This is a genomic window from Ruegeria sp. AWH4_226 (genome assembly GCF_056159225.1).
The window spans coordinates 1,155,318-1,172,032 of record NZ_JBSWUU010000001.1 but is presented as its reverse complement, the minus strand read 5'-3'; the positions used below and the strand labels follow the sequence as shown (position 1 = coordinate 1,172,032).

The following is a 16,715-nucleotide window of genomic DNA, read 5'->3' as shown; positions in this document are numbered from 1 at the left end:
CCCAACGTCCACACTCTTGGGGTTTGCTTTGCGTGATCGCGTTGCTGAACGACGTATATTGCCAGCCCAAAGAGAACACAGAATAAAGTGAAGTTTACAGCCAGTGTCCGCGCAACGCCGCGTCGGTACTTAAGTCCTCTCCAAGTCCCTCTGAACTCATTAGGCTTACGCGACCTTGGATTTGTGTGCTGGAATTTCTTAGACATGTTAACCTCGACAACTCACTGACAGGATAGCGAGTTTTACCGAAGCTGCACAGGTCAGGCGGGAAGTCTGTTTTCGATCCGGCCCATGTGCAGCATAAGCCCGAAGCCGGTGGCGCTCATAACCAAAACCCCGGTGGTCAGGGGGGTTAGGGACCCGTCGAACAGCAGACCAATCGGGGCGGCAATGGCAGCGGCCAGAACGGTTGAGAACGCACCGATGACTGACGCGGCCATTCCCGCGATATGGCCCATCGGCTCCATCGCGATGGCGTTCAGGTTCCCCATTGTCATGCCAGCCGTGAAAAAAATCGAGGTCTGCCAGAAGACAAAAACGGCAAAGGACAAGTTGGCCGAAAGTGGCATTATATTCAGAACGATAACGCTACTTGTCACGACGATTTGCGCACCCAAAGCCCATGTCACCAGCCGCCGCATACCCACGCGGATAACCAGCGCTGCGTTCAGCAGGCTTGCTGATCCTGCCATCAAAGCCACGAAACCGAACCAGAAGGGGAAGCTGTCCGCGCTGTCGTGGATCACGTCATAAACCGGTTGCACCATGGTCAACATGGTAAACAACATGCCAAGGCAAAGCGTCTGCACGAAGATGGACACCCGGACTGTTGGATGGTTGAACATCTCGCGCGCTGCCGAGGCCATCAGGGAAAATCGCAGCGGTCGGCGGTCCTCTGTCTTCAGGGACTCGGGCAGGCGCAGGCCCATCCAAAGGACGGTGACGACCGAGAACAGGATGAATGAGGCGAAAATCCCGCGCCATCCGGCAATAGCGATCATTCCAGCCCCCAGCATCGGCGCGACTGCTGGCACAAGCGTAAAGATCATCATGGCAATCGATACGATCCGCGCCATTTCCCGGCCTGCATAAAGGTCGCGGATGATGGCCATTGATACCACACGCGGTGCGGCGCAGCCGATACCCTGCGCAATCCGTGCGACCAACAGCAATTCCAACGAGGAACTCGCCCAAGCCACCGCCGCCGAAACGATGTACAAGGCAGAGCCGACAAAGATCACTGGTTTGCGCCCAAAAGCGTCAGACAAGGGTCCGACGAAGAACGTCCCGATCCCCATGCCAAGTACGAAAGAGGTCAGGATCAACTGTGCCCGGTTGACGTCATCGGGGCTCAGTTGCGCTCCGATCTCAGGCAGGGCGGGCAGCATTGAGTCGATCGAAAACGCAATGGTCGCAAACATCATTGCGATCAGTGCGATAAACTCACCCGTAGACATCCGACCTGTCATGGCGTCCTCCTGACCTGTCCGCGCTATCACGACAGGTCAGGTGGCGCTAGGATCAAAATGCGCAGGCCTCTGTGCTAATTTGCAGAGGGCTCCTCAAGCTGCGACATGATCTCACCAATCACTTTTTCCCACATCTCTGGAGGTTGCGCGCCCGGTACGGCGTGCTGGCTGGCCACGATGAAGGTTGGAACCGAGTTGACCCCCATCTGGCGCGAATGGGTATCGCGGGCGCGAATATCGTCGCGGTCAGCGCTCGAGTCCAACAGCTTCAACACAACGGCCGCGTCCATCCCGACACCGTCGGCAATATCGGCCAACACTTCGTGGTCGCTGATGTCACGGGCCTGCACGAAATACGCGTCGAACAGAGCGTCAACGACCGCGCCCTGCTTTCCCTCAATCCCGGCCCAGTGGATCAGGCGATGGGCGTCCAGCGTGTTGGGCGTGCGCTTCATGCCTTCGAAGTCGATGCTCAGACCAGCTTTTTCAGCATGCTCAACAACTGGCGCATAGGCGCGAACTGCACCGTCTTTGCCGCCAAACTTGCGCTCAAGATATTCGCGCCGGTCCATGCCTTCGTCCGGCATGTCGGGGTTCAGTTGAAACGGATGCCACTCGATGACGAACGGGTGGTCAGGGATCGCGGCCAACGCCTTGTCCAGATGTGTCTTGCCGATATAGCACCACGGACAGATCGGGTCGGACATGATGTCGAGTTTTACGGTCTGGGTCATGGTGTATTCGCCTTGAAGTAGGCCGGAAGCGCCCGGCGCAGGAGTTTGCCGTTGCCGCCAGTGGGCAGTTCGGGCATGTGAATAAAAGCGCGGGGTTGCTTGTACCGCGCCAGGTTTGCCTCGACATAGGCATGCAGGTCGGCATCGTCCAGCTTTGCCGGGCCTGTGTAGAAGGCAGCTATCACAAATGTGTCCTGCTTGACCTCAACCGCCGCAGCGCCGACTTGTGTGATGCCGGGGTATTTGGACAGTGCGGCCTCAACCTCGACCGGTGAGACGCGATAGCCGCCCGCGTTCATCATATCGTCGTCGCGGCCCAGATACGTGATTTGCCCGTCAATGGCCATAGCACCTTGATCGCCGGTCAGGAACCAGTCGCCCTGCATTCGGGCCTCGGCCTCGTCAGGTGCATTCAGATAGGTCAGCATCAGGCCAGGGTCCGAGCGGTGAATGGCGATGGTGCCTTCCTGCCCCTGCGGAACGGGTCCATCCGGTCCTAGGATCGCCACGCGGCGTCCCAATTGCGGTTGACCCAACGCGTCACCACGCGCCGGGTGGGCAGGGCTGGACGAGATAAAGGTCGAGCATTCGGACATGCCGTACGCTTCGTATAATTCCGTTCCGGTCGCGTCGGCCCACTGCGCATGCAGATGCCGCGACAGCTTCTCTCCTGCACAAAGACCGTGGCGCAGGTCTGGCAAATGCAGGGTCTGCGTGGTCTTGAGCAGTTTGCGAAAGACACCGGGTGCAGCCGCAAAAATCGTCGCCCGATGTTCGCGCAGCAAGCTGGGCAAGTCGTCAGGGTCGGTGCCCGGTTCAGGGATCAACGCCGTTGCGCCAATGGTCCAGGGGTCCATCAGACCGGTGCCGAGAGTGTACGTCCAGTTGAACGCCCCGGCATGGCACAATCGATCCGTATCCCGCAGCCCGTACCAGCCATCCACCATCATCTGCCGCGCCCAGATAGCGCGATGCGCGTGGGCCACGGCACGCGGCTTGCCCGAGGTGCCAGAGGTATAAACGACATAAGCCAGCCGGTTCGGGTCGCCGAACTGAAACTCAGCGGGGGGAAGGGTGCGCATGTCTGACAGCGCGGCCAACGTGATCTGCGAAGGATGCGCCGCACAGGCGACGTCTGGGTCGCGCAGAATGGCGGCGGGGTTCAGGTCCGCGATCATGCGTTCCGTTTCCGGCTCGGTCAGCTGGGACGATGTGGGGACTGGCACGATCCCGACCGCAATCGCACCGAGATAGGCAATGGGAAAATCCACTGTGTTTCCCAACCGCATCAAAACGATGTCACTGGGTTTAAGCCCAGCGTTCAGCAGCCCGGAGGCTGTACCGAGGATTGCCGCTTTCAGCGCGCTGTAGGTCCAGTCCTCGGTACCAGTGGCGCGTAGAACGGAAAGGGCGACCTTCTCTGGCCGGCTATCCGCTTTTTGCAGCACATGCGCGGCCAGATTAAACGGTGTGGGGCAGGCCTGGGGTGGCCCTTGGTCGAAAACGGAAAGCATGACACTGGCTATCGCGCCGCTTGTCGCGTTGCAAGCAGAGCAGGCTGCGCCTATAGAGTTGCGCATGAGCACAAATGATCAGCCATCCCTTATCCGTATTGCCCGTGACTCGGGCGAGCATAGCGATCCTGAGCCGCTGGATCTTGGCGCCCGCGTGCGTCAGTTGCGCAAGGCGCGGAACTGGACGCTGGAACAAGCGGCCTCGCAGGCGGGGCTTGCGCGATCTACGCTCAGCAAGATCGAAAACGGGCAGATGTCGCCGACTTATGACGCGCTGAAAAAGCTGGCGACCGGATTAGAGATTTCGGTGCCGCAACTTTTTACGCCCCCTCAGCGCGACCAGGTAATCGGACGCATGGCCGTAACCCGAATGGGACAGGGTGCCGCGCACCCAACCGTAACCTACGAGCATGAACTGCTGGCTGAGACCCTGACGAAAAAGCAGATGCTGCCTTATCGCGCCCGCGTCCGTGCCCGCTCAATGGACGAGTTTGACGGCTGGGTGCGCCACGACGGAGAAGAGTTCCTTTTCGTGCTGACCGGCGTCGTGAAACTGTACACCGAGTTCTACGAACCAGTTGAAATGCGCCGGGGAGACAGTGCCTACTATGATGGCAGCATGGGTCACAACGTGATTTCGGTCAGCGACGAGGACGCAACGATCCTGTGGGTGACGTCGCTAGCCTAAAGTTCGGCCGCACTCGCGGTTCAGGCCTTCGGTAAACAGAAAATCCTCAAGCTCTTCGTGCGCCTCGTTCACGGTCAGGTGGTGGCGCTCGGCCAAGTACGCTTCGAACCCTTTTCTGTCTTTGCACAGCTGTGATTTATCCTGATCGCGCAGGTTTGGAAAACGTCTTTTGGCGCGTGAATACATTGCGTCCCAGTCTTGAGTAAGGTCAGTCCAGCTTAACATCTGTGTGCTTTCCGTTGTTAAGGTTTCACGGCTGCCCAGCCCTTTGATCACGTTACGAAGGGGGGAGGGTTCGGCGTGGATGACAAAATGTCGCACCTGATGATCGCTTGCTCCAAATCGAAAAGGCCCGTCGCGCACGACACGCAACGGGCCTACGGACCTGATTTTGGAGTGAGTGGGGGCCGGTCCGTAAAATCAAAGTGCCACGTGTCGTTAGGTTCGGTATCTCACGAAATAATCAAGATTTATTTGTCTAACAACACATAGAAATACCAATAGGTTACAGTCTAGGGGTGTGATCCGTAAAGCCCCTTGTGGGTATTTTTTGCGATTAGGCTGGAAATCGATGGTCGAACCAATTGTGGCGGTTTGCGTTTTTCGATGCCCCAAATATAGTATATTGGCCCGCGTGTGCAGAAATCCGCCGAAAGGGGCGAAGGGTCTACGTCGCAAACTAGCGTCACTAAACCCACAGATGTGTGGATCTATCATAAGATATGAGACGACACCGTCTAGCACAGCCTCAACGGTGTTGAGCTAGTCTTCGTACCACCAGACCTGCGGCATGTATTCGGGCCCATCGCCATAGATCGGCAAGGTCTGAGGCTGCTTCAGTTCCTTCACGTGGGCGATACGGCCAACATCGAAATTCCAGATGGGTATGACATATCGACCTGCTGTCAGAACCCGATCCAAAGCGCGGGTTGCGGCCACGAAATCTTCATGAGTCTCTGACGCCAACATCGTATCGATCAGCCCGTCCACCGCAGGCGAGGAAACACCCATCAGATTGCGCGTACCCTGCGTGTCGGCATCCTGGCTTCCCCAATACAGCCGCTGTTCGTTACCCGGAGAAAGCGAAAGCGCACGGCGAAAGAACGTCATGTCAAAATCCAACTCGGCAGTCCGACCAGCAAACTGCGCGCTGTCCACCTGCTCGACATTGATGGTGATGCCCAGACGCTCAAGCGCGCGCGTGTAGATTTCGATGGCCGTCTGACTCTCGGTGTCGCCCTGTTGCAGCAATACGGTGATTGTGAAGTCTTGACCGGCCTCGTTGCGCAGCACGCCATCCTGAATGGTCCAGCCTGCCTCAGACAGCAGCTTGTTTGCTTCGCGGATATTTGTTCGGTTGCGGGCAGACCCATCGCTAACGGGCAGGGCATAGCCTTCGAGTGCGCCGGGGGGCAAGTCTTCGGCATAGGGTTCCAACAACTCGGCCACGCGACCCGTTGCGGGGCCGGGCTGCATACCCAGATCGGACCCCGAAAAATACGATGTGATCCGGGGCTGCACGCCACCTGTAATCGTGTCGTTTATAAATTCGAAGTTAAAGGCCAGCAACATGGCCTCACGCACACGCCAGTCGTCAAACGGAGCCTTGCGCGTATTCATGACGAAGCCGGTCATGCCCGAAGGTTTGCCATGCGGGATCTCGGTTTTGACGATATCCCCACGTTGCACCGCCGGAAAGCTGTACTGAGTTTGCCATTTGTCGGCGTTGAACTCACGCACGGCAGTCAGTTCGCCTGCTTTGAAAGCCTCAAACAGAACCGTGCCGTCGCCGTAGAACTCGATGCGCATCTCATCAAGGTTCATGGTGCCGCGGCGAAACGGGACATCTGCCCCCCAGTATTCCGGGTTGCGGCGCAGCGTCACGTAACGACCGGCTTCATACCCATCAACCACATACGGACCCGAGCCGATTGGAATGTCGTGCAAGGACGCGTTGGCAAAGTCTTTCCCTTCCCACTGTGCTTTTTGCAGGATGGGGCGCAGCCCAGCTATCAGCGCAAGTTCGCGATCAGGTTCATTGAACGTGATGCGCACCGCGCGTGGGCCTGTTTGTTCAATCTTGTCGATCTTGCCCCAGAGTCCGCGATACCGCAGATGTCCTTCTGTACCCAATACCTCATACGACCAGATGACATCGTCCACGGTCACTGGATTGCCGTCCGAGAACCGGGCGTTGTTGCGCAGGGTAAATTCGACCCAAGACCTGTCGGGCGCAGTCTCAACTGATTCGGCTAACAACCCGTAAAGAGTGAAAGGTTCGTCCCAGGAGCGGCCCATAAGGCTCTCGTGGGTCCAAAATCGCAATTGCCACGGCGAGGTGCCTTTTTGCACAAACGGGTTCAAACTGTTATAGCCGCCGGTGTTGCCGAAAACGACCTTACCGCCCTTCGGCGCATCCGGGTTTACGTAGGGCAGAGACACAAAATCCGGTGGTAGGGCAGGGTCCCCGTACATAGCTATGCCATGAGCCGATTCTGCATGAGCGCACGTGGCGGCAAAAACGAAGGTGATTCCCGCAATCATAGGGCGAACAGGGCTTAGAAAATTGGGGCTCATTTTGGAAACAATCCTGCTCTGGCCTTATTTTGTTGGCTTTCACCGTACCGATGATTTTTCTTATTTTCAAACTTTTAGCTTGGATGAATGCAAGGAATTGCGTATAAAGAACGCACTGCTCGATAGGTTTCTTGCCTGTATGAAACCTGCCTCAATAACTTAACGCCCGCCTTGCGCGGGCGTTTTTTTTGGCATTTTCCAGGCCAGAAGCAGCACCGGGATGTTTCCCAGTTTTCTTTGCAGGTGCAGCATGGCAATGTGCGCCGAAAGCGAAATCTGAGGGAGAGAGCTTATGAGCTTATCGGGTAAAACAGCAGTTATCACGGGGTCGAATTCGGGTATCGGTCTGGGAGTTGCGCGTGAATTGGCAAAAGCCGGAGCTAACGTGGTTCTGAATTCGTTCACCGACCGGGATGAAGATCACGCGCTGGCTGCCGAGATTTCGCAAGAAACCGGAACCAAGGCAAGATACATCAAAGCCGATATGTCCAATGGGGATGAATGTCGCGGGCTGATCGAAAAGGCGGGCGCTTGCGACATTCTTGTGAACAACGCGGGCATTCAGCATGTTGCCCCGATTGATCAGTTCCCGGTCGAAAAATGGGACGCGATCATAGCGATCAACATGAACTCGGCCTTTCACACGATGGCGGCTGCGCTGCCGATGATGCGCAAGGCGGGCTGGGGACGGATCGTGAATATCGCGTCGGCGCACGGGCTGACGTCGTCACCGTTCAAAGCGGCTTATGTGGCGGCCAAGCACGGCGTGGTGGGCATGACCAAAACCGTGGCGTTGGAGACCGCCCAGGAACCGATCACCTGCAACGCGATTTGCCCGGGCTATGTACTGACGCCGCTGGTCGAGGCGCAGATTCCCGATACGATGAAAGAATACAATATGAGCCGCGAGGATGTCATAAAGAACGTGATGCTTGAACGGCAACCATCGAAGGCCTTTGCAACGGTCGAGCAAATGGGCGGGACCACGGTTTTCTTGTGTTCGGACGCGGCGGCACAGATAACGGGGACAACGATCTCGGTCGATGGCGGTTGGACGGCTTTGTAAGTCAGAGGATCGCGCCATGAAACGGATCAATTTGGCATTGCAGGGCGGGGGCGCGCATGGTGCGTTCACCTGGGGTGTTCTGGACCGTTTATTGGACGAAGAAGATATCGAGGTTGCGGCGATCACCGGAACCTCGGCCGGGGCGTTGAACGGTGCGGCTTTCAAGTCCGGCATGGTTCGGAATGGGCGCGACGGAGCGCGCGACAATCTGAATCAGCTTTGGGAGCGCATGGGCGCTGTGGGCGATATGCGCCTTGCCAATTGGATGCAAGCGATTGAACCTGCCCAAATCGCGCATGCGATGGAGTATTCCCTGCCGTTTTCGGTGGGCGACGCATGGTCTCGGATTGTGTCGCCCTACGCCTATGGTCCGTTCTACCGCAATCCGCTGGAACCGGTGGTGGATCAGTTCAACTTTGCAGAAATCTGTGCTGATCAAGGCCCGCGCCTGTTTGTCTGCGCCACCTGCGTGCGCAGCGGTAAAATCCGGGTGTTCACGGGTGACGAAGTCTCGACAGATGCAATTCTGGCCTCGGCCTGCTTGCCGAACCTGTTTCAGGCGGTCGAGATTTACGATCCGAAATCCGGCCGGAAAGAGGCCTATTGGGATGGTGGCTATACCGGGAATCCTGCGCTTTACCCTCTGTTTAACAATGATTTACCAAATGATGTGGTGATCGTTAATATCAACCCGCTGGAACGGGACGAGGTGCCAAAAACGCCTCAGCAAATCCAGAACCGTATCAACGAGATCAGCTTTAACTCATCCCTGTTTCGTGAGTTGCGCGCGATCAGTTTTGTTCAGCGGTTGTTGGCTGAGGGCAAGTTGAAGGCGGGTGAGATGAGCCGCGTGCTGGTCCACATGATTGCCGACGATGCATTGATGAATTCACTGTCAGTGGCGACAAAAACCGTTCCAAACCCGGTGGTTCTGCATAAGCTGAAAGAGGCCGGGCGCGCGGCGACGCATCGGTTTATTAGCGACCATAAGTCAAAGCTGGGTGAAGCCAGCACCGTTAATCTGCCCGAGATGTTCAGCTGATTACTCAGGAGGTTGCTTCGGTTCTTTTCCGTTGGGATAGACCAGCCCCGCCGAGATCACCAGTTTTGCCGCGTCCTCGATGGACATATCCAGCAGAATGACGTCCTCGATCGGAAAAAACAAAAGGAACCCTGAGGTCGGGTTCGGCGTGGTTGGGATGAACACGCTCAGCAGTTCACCGCCGGTTTCTGCGCGTTTCGAAACCTCACCTTTCGCGCTGGTCGAAACAAAGCCAATAGCCCAGATACCGCGACGCGGATATTGCACGAGACAGGCTTTTTCAAACGACCGCTCTGTTTGCGCAAAAACCGTTTCCGAGATCTGCTTGATCCCGGAATAGATTGAACGCACCACCGGCATCCGGTCCACCAGGCTTTCGGTGAACGAGATAAAAGACCGGCCCAAAATTCCCTTTGCGATCCAGCCAACCAGAACTGTGAAGACCAGAAAGATGATAACGCCGACACCGCGCAGGTTTATGCCGACATACTGCTCGGGCTGAAATTGCTGCGGGATCAGCGGCAGAACCGCGCTGTCGATCCAGCCAACCACAGACCAGATCAACCAAATCGTCAGCCACACAGGGGCAATGACGACGATGCCCGTCAGAAAGGACGCACGCAGCCGGGAAAACAAGCCCGGGCGGCGATGGGGTTCTTCGTCAAACGGTGTGTTCATTGCGATCCTGAGTGGTTTGCCGATTTAATTAAGCAGTCCTGGGTCTTGGTACAATAGAAAGAATTCAGGCAGTTTTCGTCAGGGCAATTGCGATTCTGGCTGCCAACCGGGCATTGTTGCGCACCAACGCGATGTTCGCCGTCAGTGAACGACCCTCGGTCTGTTCATAGATTCGTTGCAGCAAGTAGGGCGTGACGCCCTTTCCTGTGATCCGGTGTGCGTCGGCATCAGCTTGGGCCAAGGCAATGATCGGGGCCAGTTCTTCGGCCGGAATTTGGTGGGCGTCCGGGATCGGGTTCGCGACCAGTTGGCCGCCGGGCAGCCCAAGCGCGCGCCGCGTGGCGTGGGCCTTGGCGATATCATCGGCGTTGTCCATCCGCAGCGGTGCGGCGTATGGCGATTTGGCGGACCAGAAAGCCGGGAATTCGTCCTGACCATGAGCGATGACAGGAACGCCCAGCGTTTCCAGGACTTCAAGCGTTTTGGCCAGGTCGAGGATCGCTTTGGCACCCGCTGCGACGACCGTGGCCGGGGTTTGGGCCAGTTCGTGAAGGTCTGCCGAGATATCGAACGATGTTTCTGCCCCCTGATGCACGCCACCGATACCACCTGTGCCAAAGACTTCGATCCCAGCATAGTGTGCCGCGATCATCGTCGCAGCGACGGTGGTCGCACCTGTTCCACCGGTCGCAATACATGCGGCCATGTCCGCGCGGGATATCTTAGCGACACCTTGTGCCTGACCGAGTGATTTCAACTCATCCGCTTCCAAGCCGACATGAAGCTTGCCTTTGAGCACGGCGATCGTGGCTGGCACAGCACCGGCGTCACGGATGTCTTGTTCAACCTGCGCCGCCACCTCGATGTTCTGCGGGTAGGGCATTCCATGCGTGATGATGGTGCTTTCAAGCGCAACGATGGGCTGACCCGTGTCTTTTGCGGCGCGGACCTCGGCGGAATATTGGATGTCGATCACAGTGGGGTTTCTCCGGAAACATAAGTTGCGGCGGCGTGCAGGGCTCGGTTCAGCGCCTCATTGCTTGTGGCGCCTTCAGCCTCGGATGCGATATGCGCCGCCATGAAAGTATCTCCTGCGCCGGTCACGCGCGTGACCAGAACAGAGGGGGGTGTTTGGGTCAGAAGGTCATCGGCACTGCCGACAGTGGCCGAGTTGCCGCCATCAGTGACCAGAACCCTAAGCGCGCCACGGTCCAGCAACCCTTTGGCCGCGCTTTCAGAATCAGTGAATTCGCGCTGGCACAGGATACCGGCCTCTTCCAGGTTGACGTATAAGGTCGCGCGAGAGTGCTGAAGGAAGGGGAGCAGTCGTTCCGCCTTACCGGGTGAGGCCGGGGCAACGCGCAGATCAGCTTGTTTAAAGGCGGGGCTCTGCGCGATTTCTTCCAGCAAGGTTAAAGTAAGGTTGCCGTCGAGGGCGATAAGACCTTGGAAGGGTTCGGTATTTCGACCGAGCGGCCCATCCATCAGTGGGCTTAAAATCTTGGCGCCGGCAGCTTCCAGCGAATGCGCGTCAGCAATTGCAGCGATTAACCCGTTTGCGCCCTCGACGGCCATGTAGCGGTCGGTTGGCAAATCCTGCGACCGGTAAACATGGTCCGTCACCATGCCCAACCGGGTGCAGGCGTTGACCAGTTCGTCGCCCTCGGGATCACGGCCAATGGCTGTCAGCAGGGTTGGGGTCATTCCGAACCGGACCAGCGTCATGGCAATATTCATGGCCACACCACCGGGCAGGCGCGTAATCCGTCCCGGCACGTCCGAGCCTTGCCGCATCGCGCTGGCTGACCGCCCGATCACATCCCACAGGACCGAGCCGATGCACAGGATTTCACTGTTCTGAGTCATGTCGATCTCATGCCGCAGCCCTTGAACGGGCGCAAGGGTTAACGCCTACATCGCGTTGGTGAGGGTTTTCAGTGCGGCAAGCGGGTCATCCTGTGACCAGATCTCATCGCCGATGCCGAAAAAATCGGTGCAAGGGGCAAGGTCGCGGATGAGTTCGGGGGACAAGCCGCCTTCGGCGACAACGGGGACTTCGATCATTTCGGACCACCATTGAAACAGGTCCAGCTCGGCCTTGGTGCCATCACCAAGTGCCGAAGCGCCAACCGGGCCGAACGCAACATAGTCGGCACCGGCCTCACCAGCCGTCATGCCGTCATGGCTTGAGGCTCCGCAAAAGCTGCCGACGATGGCGTCTGGACCCAGTTCCTTGCGCGCCGCCCGGACCGAGCGCGCGGCATCGTCCAGGTGCACCCCGTCCAAACCCAACCTCAGCGCCAGCAGAACATGGTTCGAGATCACAAGCGCCACATCACGGGCATGCGCGACCTCACGGCAGGCATCGGCGGCCCGGGCGATGGCGTCTTCGTCCCCGCCGGCCAGTGCCAGCCGGATGCAGGCGATCTCGGCCCCGTCCAGCACGCTGGCCAGTCGGTCTGGGAAGGTGCTCAGCTTGATGGTTGGCGGAGTGATCAGGTAAACCTGCGGCTGCTCGGGGGTGTCCATTGGCGCGTCCTTCGCTTTCAGTCTTTGGCGCGGTTTAGCGGATTGCGCCGAGGAAGCAAACTTTTATGCCGTTATATGGCGCAATTGGCAGCCCGGATGACTTGCCCTGCGCCAGCGCGCCGATTACAGCAGGCCAAGTTTTCGGAGACAGCCATGCCCAGCGATCAATCTCAGCCTTCTTTTGTGCTCGTGCGCCCTCAGATGGGAGAAAACATCGGTGCAGCCGCGCGGGCAATGTGGAATTTTGGGCTCGACCGGATGCGGATCGTGGCCCCGCGCGACGGCTGGCCGAACCCAAAGGCCGTAGCGATGTCCAGCGGCGCTGGCCGGTTGTTGGACGAGGCACAGTTGTTTGATGATCTTGCGGGGGCGCTGGCGGACAGCACTTTTGTTTTCGCCACCACGGCCCGGCAACGTGGATTGACCAAACCGGTCTACAGCCCCGAACGCGCAATGCAGATCGCGGCCCAGAAAGTAGCTGCCGGGGAAAAGGTCTCGGTCCTGTTCGGGCCAGAACGGGCAGGACTTGAGAATGAGGATATCGCCAAGGCAAACGCCATAATCTCGGTGCCGGTTAATCCGGAATACGCGTCGCTTAACCTTGCCCAATGCGTGTTGCTGACGGCCTATGAGTGGATGCGACAGACCGGGGATGTGGTGCATGAGGCCACCGATTTGGGAAAAGGCGATTGGGCGACCGGGATCGAGGTTGAAAAGCTGGTCGAACATTATGAGGATCGGCTGGACGAGGCAGGCTTTTTCTACCCGCCCGAAAAAGCCGAAGGCATGAAGACCAACCTGCGCAATCTGTGGTCGCGGATGCGGATGACACGCGCGGATGTGCAGATGCTGCACGGGATCATGCGTCAGATGGTCCGCTGGAAGGACAGGCGCTGAGGCTGGACCTTCGCCCTTGATGGCCCTAGCTTGCGACGAAATCCAGGACATGAGGACAGCATGAGCGGTAAGCGCAGCATCTTCGAAGACGTCTCAGACACAGAAAAACAACAGGCGGTTCAACCGGGTATGCTTGACCGGGGGCGCGGAGGAGCACGCAAAGCGATCCGCGCGTGGTTGATGATCCTGTTCGCGCTGGTTGTGGTGATGATCGCGGTGGGCGGGCTGACCCGCCTGACCGATAGTGGGCTGTCGATCACCGAATGGCGTCCGATCACAGGGGCTATTCCGCCAATGAATGAGGCGGATTGGCAGTCTGAATTCGACAAATACAAACAGATCGACCAATGGCGCATCCAGAACCAGTGGATGGAGCTGGATGATTTCAAATTCATCTACTGGTGGGAATGGGGCCATCGCCAACTGGGCCGTGTCATTGGTCTGGTTTGGGCGCTAGGGTTCTTTGGGTTTCTGATTGCGCGCAAAATCCCGACCGGTTGGACCGGCAAGCTGCTGATCCCCGGAGCTCTTGGGGGAATTCAAGGCGCGGTTGGCTGGTGGATGGTTGCCTCGGGCGTGACGCAGGGCGAAGGAATGACTGCCGTTGCCAGCTATCGGCTTGCAACCCACCTGGGCCTGGCCTTTGTGATCCTTGGGTTTCTTGCGTGGTACATCTTTGAACTGGGGCGCGACGAACGCGATCTGATGCAGGCCCGGCGCGCGAAGGAGGCAAAACTGTTCTCGCTGTCCACCGGACTGCTGCATTTTACCTTTTTGCAGATTCTCATCGGTGCGATGGTCGCTGGTATAGATGCCGGGCGGTCTTACACCGATTGGCCCCTTATCGGCGGTCAGATTCTGCCTCCTGACGCCACAATGCTAGAGCCGATGTGGCGCAACTTCTTTGAAAGTCCCGGTCTGGTGCAATTCATTCACCGTTGCGCGGGTTACCTTCTTTTGATCTTCGGCATCATCGTCTGGCGGCGCGGCAGCAGCAGCGCGCACTCGCAGACGCGATTTGCTTTCAATGCCACGTTTGCCGCGCTGTCCCTTCAGGTCGTGGTCGGCATCGTCACGGTCGTCTATGCAGCACCGTGGCAGATCGCCATCGTCCACCAGTTTCTTGCCGTCGTTGTTTGGACCCTCATCCTGCGCGCGCGTTTTCTGACCGCGTACCCAATCGTGACCTCGATCCGCGGAGTTTGAATATATGAGCGCTTACGACGAGTTGATGTCCTTCCAGCGTGAAACCTCGGCATTGGGACAGATTGCCGGGCGGCTGGGTTGGGACCAGGAAACGATGATGCCGCGTGGTGCGGCGCCTCAGCGTGCTGACGAAATGGCCGCGATTGAGGCTGTTTTGCACGCGCGCCGATCTGACCCGCGCGTGGCTGAATGGCTGGAGAAAGCCGACCCGAAAGATGACGTCGCCCGCGCCCAATTGCGCGACATCCGCCGAACCTATGAGCGGACGGTGAAAGTGCCTGCTGATTTGGCTAAGGCAATCGCGCGCGTGACCTCTGCCGCTCAGGGCACATGGGCACAGGCCCGCGCGGATGAAGACGTGGGCGCGTTTCTGCCCGTTCTGACAGAAGTTGTGGCGCTGAAACGCGAAGAAGGTACGGCATTGGCGCAAGGCGGCGACGTCTACGACGCGATGGTCGAAGACTATGAGCCCTATACAACCGGTGCGCAGATTTCCGAGATTTTCGACCAAATGCGCCCGCGATTGGTTGCCCTGCGCGCAGCGGTTCTTGAAAAACCCGCGCCTCAGGTTTTAGCCGGGAAATTCGACGAACTTACCCAAATGCGCCTGTCGCAGAAACTGGCAACGACATTTGGTTATGACTTGAATACTGGCCGCATGGATAAGGCCGTGCATCCTTTCAGCTCTGGCAGCGGACTAGATGTGCGGATCACCACGCGCACCAGCGAGACCGACCCGTTCAACTGTTTCTACTCCACCATTCACGAGGTCGGCCACGCCGCATACGAGCAGGGCATTAACCCGGCCTATGCCCTCACGCCGTTGGGGCAGGGCGTGTCGATGGGCGTGCACGAAAGCCAAAGCCGGATTTACGAAAACCAACTTGGCCGCTCTCGGGCGTTCACGGGTTGGCTGTACGATCAGATGATTGATGCGTTTGGAGAGTTTGGGATTTCAGGCCCTGACGCCTTCTACGCCACAGTCAACGGAGTCCATAATGGCTATATCCGCACAGAGGCCGATGAGGTGCAGTATAACCTGCACATCATGCTACGGTTCGATCTTGAGCGCGCCCTGATGTCCGGAGACCTTAAGGTGAATGATCTTGAGACGGCGTGGAACGACCGGTTCAAGGCGGATTTCGGCTATGCCGTCGATAAACCTTCGAACGGATGTTTGCAGGATGTGCACTGGTCCGTTGGGCTGTTTGGGTATTTTCCAACCTATTCGCTGGGCAATGTCTATGCCGGATGCCTCTATCAGGCGCTTCGCGACGCCGTGCCGAATCTGGATGCGCAATTGGCCGCTGGTGATACATCTGGCGCAACCGGATGGCTTCGCGAGAACCTGCAACGCCACGGCGGGCTATATACACCGCGTGAAACCATTCAGCGCGCTTGCGGCAGGGACATTGGCCCCGAGCCGTTTATAAATTATCTTGAGGAGAAATTTGGAGCGCTTTACGGTTTGTGAGCTTTCAAGCAGACGCGAGGCTGGCAGCTCTGCTCAGGTTTTGAAGACACGAGAAATCAACTCTTCACAAAGCGATACATAAGCTCGGGCTGCGGGGCTGCTGCGCGCCGTCACCATGACCGGGGCCCGGTGCACCCCCATTTTTTCCACGTCGGACGCAAACGGAATCTGGGCCGTAAGAAACCGTTTGCCATATGCGGTTCTCATGTCCGCGATCGTGTCCTGATGCAGGTTCTTGGCCCGCTGGACCATCGAAAAGAAGCAGTGGAGCTTTTTTGTCGGCAGGTTCTTTTTTCGGAACACTTTTATCAACTGTTCTAACGTGCGCTGAGACAGAGTTGTGGGGATGACCGGTACAACAACTGCATCGGCCGTTTCAAAAATGTGGCTGGACAAAAGCGACAGGTTCGGCGGGCAATCCAGCACGACAACCTCATAGTCTTTTTCCACCCCCGACAAAGCCCTGCCCAAGTGGGACTGCCCCGCGCGCATCTGTGACAGCAGAATGTCGAATTCACGATAGCTTGGGTTTGAAGGCAGGATGTCGAGGTTTTCGAAGTCGCTTTCTCTTATCGCTTTCCGCACCAGTTTGGCATCGTCAAAGAACCGTGCTTCGGTCAGTTTTTTGGACGGTTTAAGGCGAAAGTAGTACCCCGATGCGCCCTGAGGGTCGAGGTCGCACAACAACGTGCGTACGCCTGCCGTTGCAAGGGAATACGCCAGGTTGACTGCAGTTGCCGTCTTCCCCACTCCGCCCTTGTTGGAATAGCAGGCAATAACCTTCATTTTGGATCGCACCTCACACACCAACAGATAATCACAAACCGATCTGACAGCGAGT

16 protein-coding genes are annotated in these 16,715 nt (G+C 57.7%); 6 read left to right on the top strand and 10 right to left on the bottom strand.

Features of this window, described 5'->3' with window-relative positions:
• Positions 1-260: 260 nt before the first annotated feature.
• From ACXAET_RS05655 to ACXAET_RS05645, 3 genes are all read right to left on the bottom strand, one after another.
• Positions 261-1,469 (bottom strand): MFS transporter, encoded by a 1,209-nt coding sequence (locus tag ACXAET_RS05655; RefSeq protein ID WP_475182361.1) that lies wholly within the window; start codon positions 1,467-1,469, stop codon positions 261-263.
• A gap of 74 nt (positions 1,470-1,543) precedes the next feature.
• Positions 1,544-2,203, bottom strand: coding sequence for a DsbA family oxidoreductase (locus ACXAET_RS05650; RefSeq protein ID WP_475182358.1), 660 nt, complete (start codon positions 2,201-2,203; stop codon positions 1,544-1,546).
• The gene (locus ACXAET_RS05645; RefSeq protein WP_475182353.1) at positions 2,200-3,717 is read right to left on the bottom strand and encodes a class I adenylate-forming enzyme family protein; all 1,518 of its coding nucleotides are present in this window, start codon (positions 3,715-3,717) and stop codon (positions 2,200-2,202) included. The genes ACXAET_RS05650 and ACXAET_RS05645 overlap by 4 nt, the downstream gene beginning before the upstream one ends.
• A gap of 64 nt (positions 3,718-3,781) precedes the next feature.
• Between ACXAET_RS05645 and ACXAET_RS05640 the strand changes: the two genes are divergently transcribed.
• Positions 3,782-4,405: a helix-turn-helix domain-containing protein gene (locus ACXAET_RS05640; protein WP_068332590.1), complete on the top strand. Its 624-nt coding sequence runs from the start codon at positions 3,782-3,784 to the stop codon at positions 4,403-4,405.
• Here ACXAET_RS05640 and ACXAET_RS05635 read toward each other — a convergent pair.
• On the bottom strand, positions 4,397-4,630 hold the full coding sequence (locus tag ACXAET_RS05635; RefSeq protein WP_475182349.1) for a hypothetical protein: 234 nt from the start codon (positions 4,628-4,630) through the stop codon (positions 4,397-4,399). The two genes, ACXAET_RS05640 and ACXAET_RS05635, sit on opposite strands and share 9 nt — an antisense overlap.
• Before the next feature lie 537 nt (positions 4,631-5,167).
• The gene (locus ACXAET_RS05630; RefSeq protein WP_475182344.1) at positions 5,168-6,982 is read right to left on the bottom strand and encodes an extracellular solute-binding protein; all 1,815 of its coding nucleotides are present in this window, start codon (positions 6,980-6,982) and stop codon (positions 5,168-5,170) included.
• 292 nt (positions 6,983-7,274) lie between these two features.
• On the opposite strand from ACXAET_RS05630, the gene ACXAET_RS05625 reads away from it, so the two are divergent.
• A complete protein-coding gene (locus ACXAET_RS05625) occupies positions 7,275-8,048 on the top strand; it encodes a 3-hydroxybutyrate dehydrogenase (RefSeq protein ID WP_475182341.1) in 774 nt (257 codons plus the stop codon).
• Between the two features lie 16 nt (positions 8,049-8,064).
• Positions 8,065-9,090: a patatin-like phospholipase family protein gene (locus tag ACXAET_RS05620; RefSeq protein WP_475182337.1), complete on the top strand. Its 1,026-nt coding sequence runs from the start codon at positions 8,065-8,067 to the stop codon at positions 9,088-9,090.
• Here the strand turns inward: ACXAET_RS05620 and ACXAET_RS05615 are convergent, their stop codons facing one another.
• The 4 genes from ACXAET_RS05615 to ACXAET_RS05600 all read right to left on the bottom strand — a co-directional run bounded on the left by ACXAET_RS05615 (position 9,091) and on the right by ACXAET_RS05600 (position 12,297).
• Positions 9,091-9,768: a DUF502 domain-containing protein gene (locus ACXAET_RS05615; RefSeq protein WP_475182334.1), complete on the bottom strand. Its 678-nt coding sequence runs from the start codon at positions 9,766-9,768 to the stop codon at positions 9,091-9,093.
• A gap of 64 nt (positions 9,769-9,832) precedes the next feature.
• The gene (locus ACXAET_RS05610; protein ID WP_475182332.1) at positions 9,833-10,744 is read right to left on the bottom strand and encodes a pseudouridine-5'-phosphate glycosidase; all 912 of its coding nucleotides are present in this window, start codon (positions 10,742-10,744) and stop codon (positions 9,833-9,835) included.
• On the bottom strand, positions 10,741-11,634 hold the full coding sequence (locus ACXAET_RS05605) for a PfkB family carbohydrate kinase (RefSeq protein WP_475182330.1): 894 nt from the start codon (positions 11,632-11,634) through the stop codon (positions 10,741-10,743). Before ACXAET_RS05605 ends, ACXAET_RS05610 begins: the two co-directional genes overlap by 4 nt.
• A gap of 45 nt (positions 11,635-11,679) precedes the next feature.
• A complete protein-coding gene (locus tag ACXAET_RS05600) occupies positions 11,680-12,297 on the bottom strand; it encodes a thiamine phosphate synthase (RefSeq protein WP_475182328.1) in 618 nt (205 codons plus the stop codon).
• A gap of 153 nt (positions 12,298-12,450) precedes the next feature.
• On the opposite strand from ACXAET_RS05600, the gene ACXAET_RS05595 reads away from it, so the two are divergent.
• From ACXAET_RS05595 to ACXAET_RS05585, 3 genes are read left to right on the top strand one after another with little or no spacing between them, the layout of a single operon-like run.
• Positions 12,451-13,194, top strand: coding sequence for an RNA methyltransferase (locus tag ACXAET_RS05595; protein ID WP_475182324.1), 744 nt, complete (start codon positions 12,451-12,453; stop codon positions 13,192-13,194).
• A 60-nt stretch (positions 13,195-13,254) separates the two neighbouring features.
• A complete protein-coding gene (gene ctaA, locus ACXAET_RS05590) occupies positions 13,255-14,400 on the top strand; it encodes a heme A synthase (protein WP_475182322.1) in 1,146 nt (381 codons plus the stop codon).
• A 4-nt stretch (positions 14,401-14,404) separates the two neighbouring features.
• Positions 14,405-15,874 (top strand): carboxypeptidase M32, encoded by a 1,470-nt coding sequence (locus ACXAET_RS05585; RefSeq protein WP_475182319.1) that lies wholly within the window; start codon positions 14,405-14,407, stop codon positions 15,872-15,874.
• A gap of 33 nt (positions 15,875-15,907) precedes the next feature.
• On the opposite strand, the gene ACXAET_RS05580 is transcribed toward ACXAET_RS05585, so the two are convergent.
• Positions 15,908-16,660 carry a ParA family protein gene (locus tag ACXAET_RS05580; protein WP_475182317.1) on the bottom strand — a complete coding sequence of 251 codons (753 nt, stop codon included), beginning with the start codon at positions 16,658-16,660 and terminating at the stop codon, positions 15,908-15,910.
• Positions 16,661-16,715 lie beyond the last annotated feature (55 nt).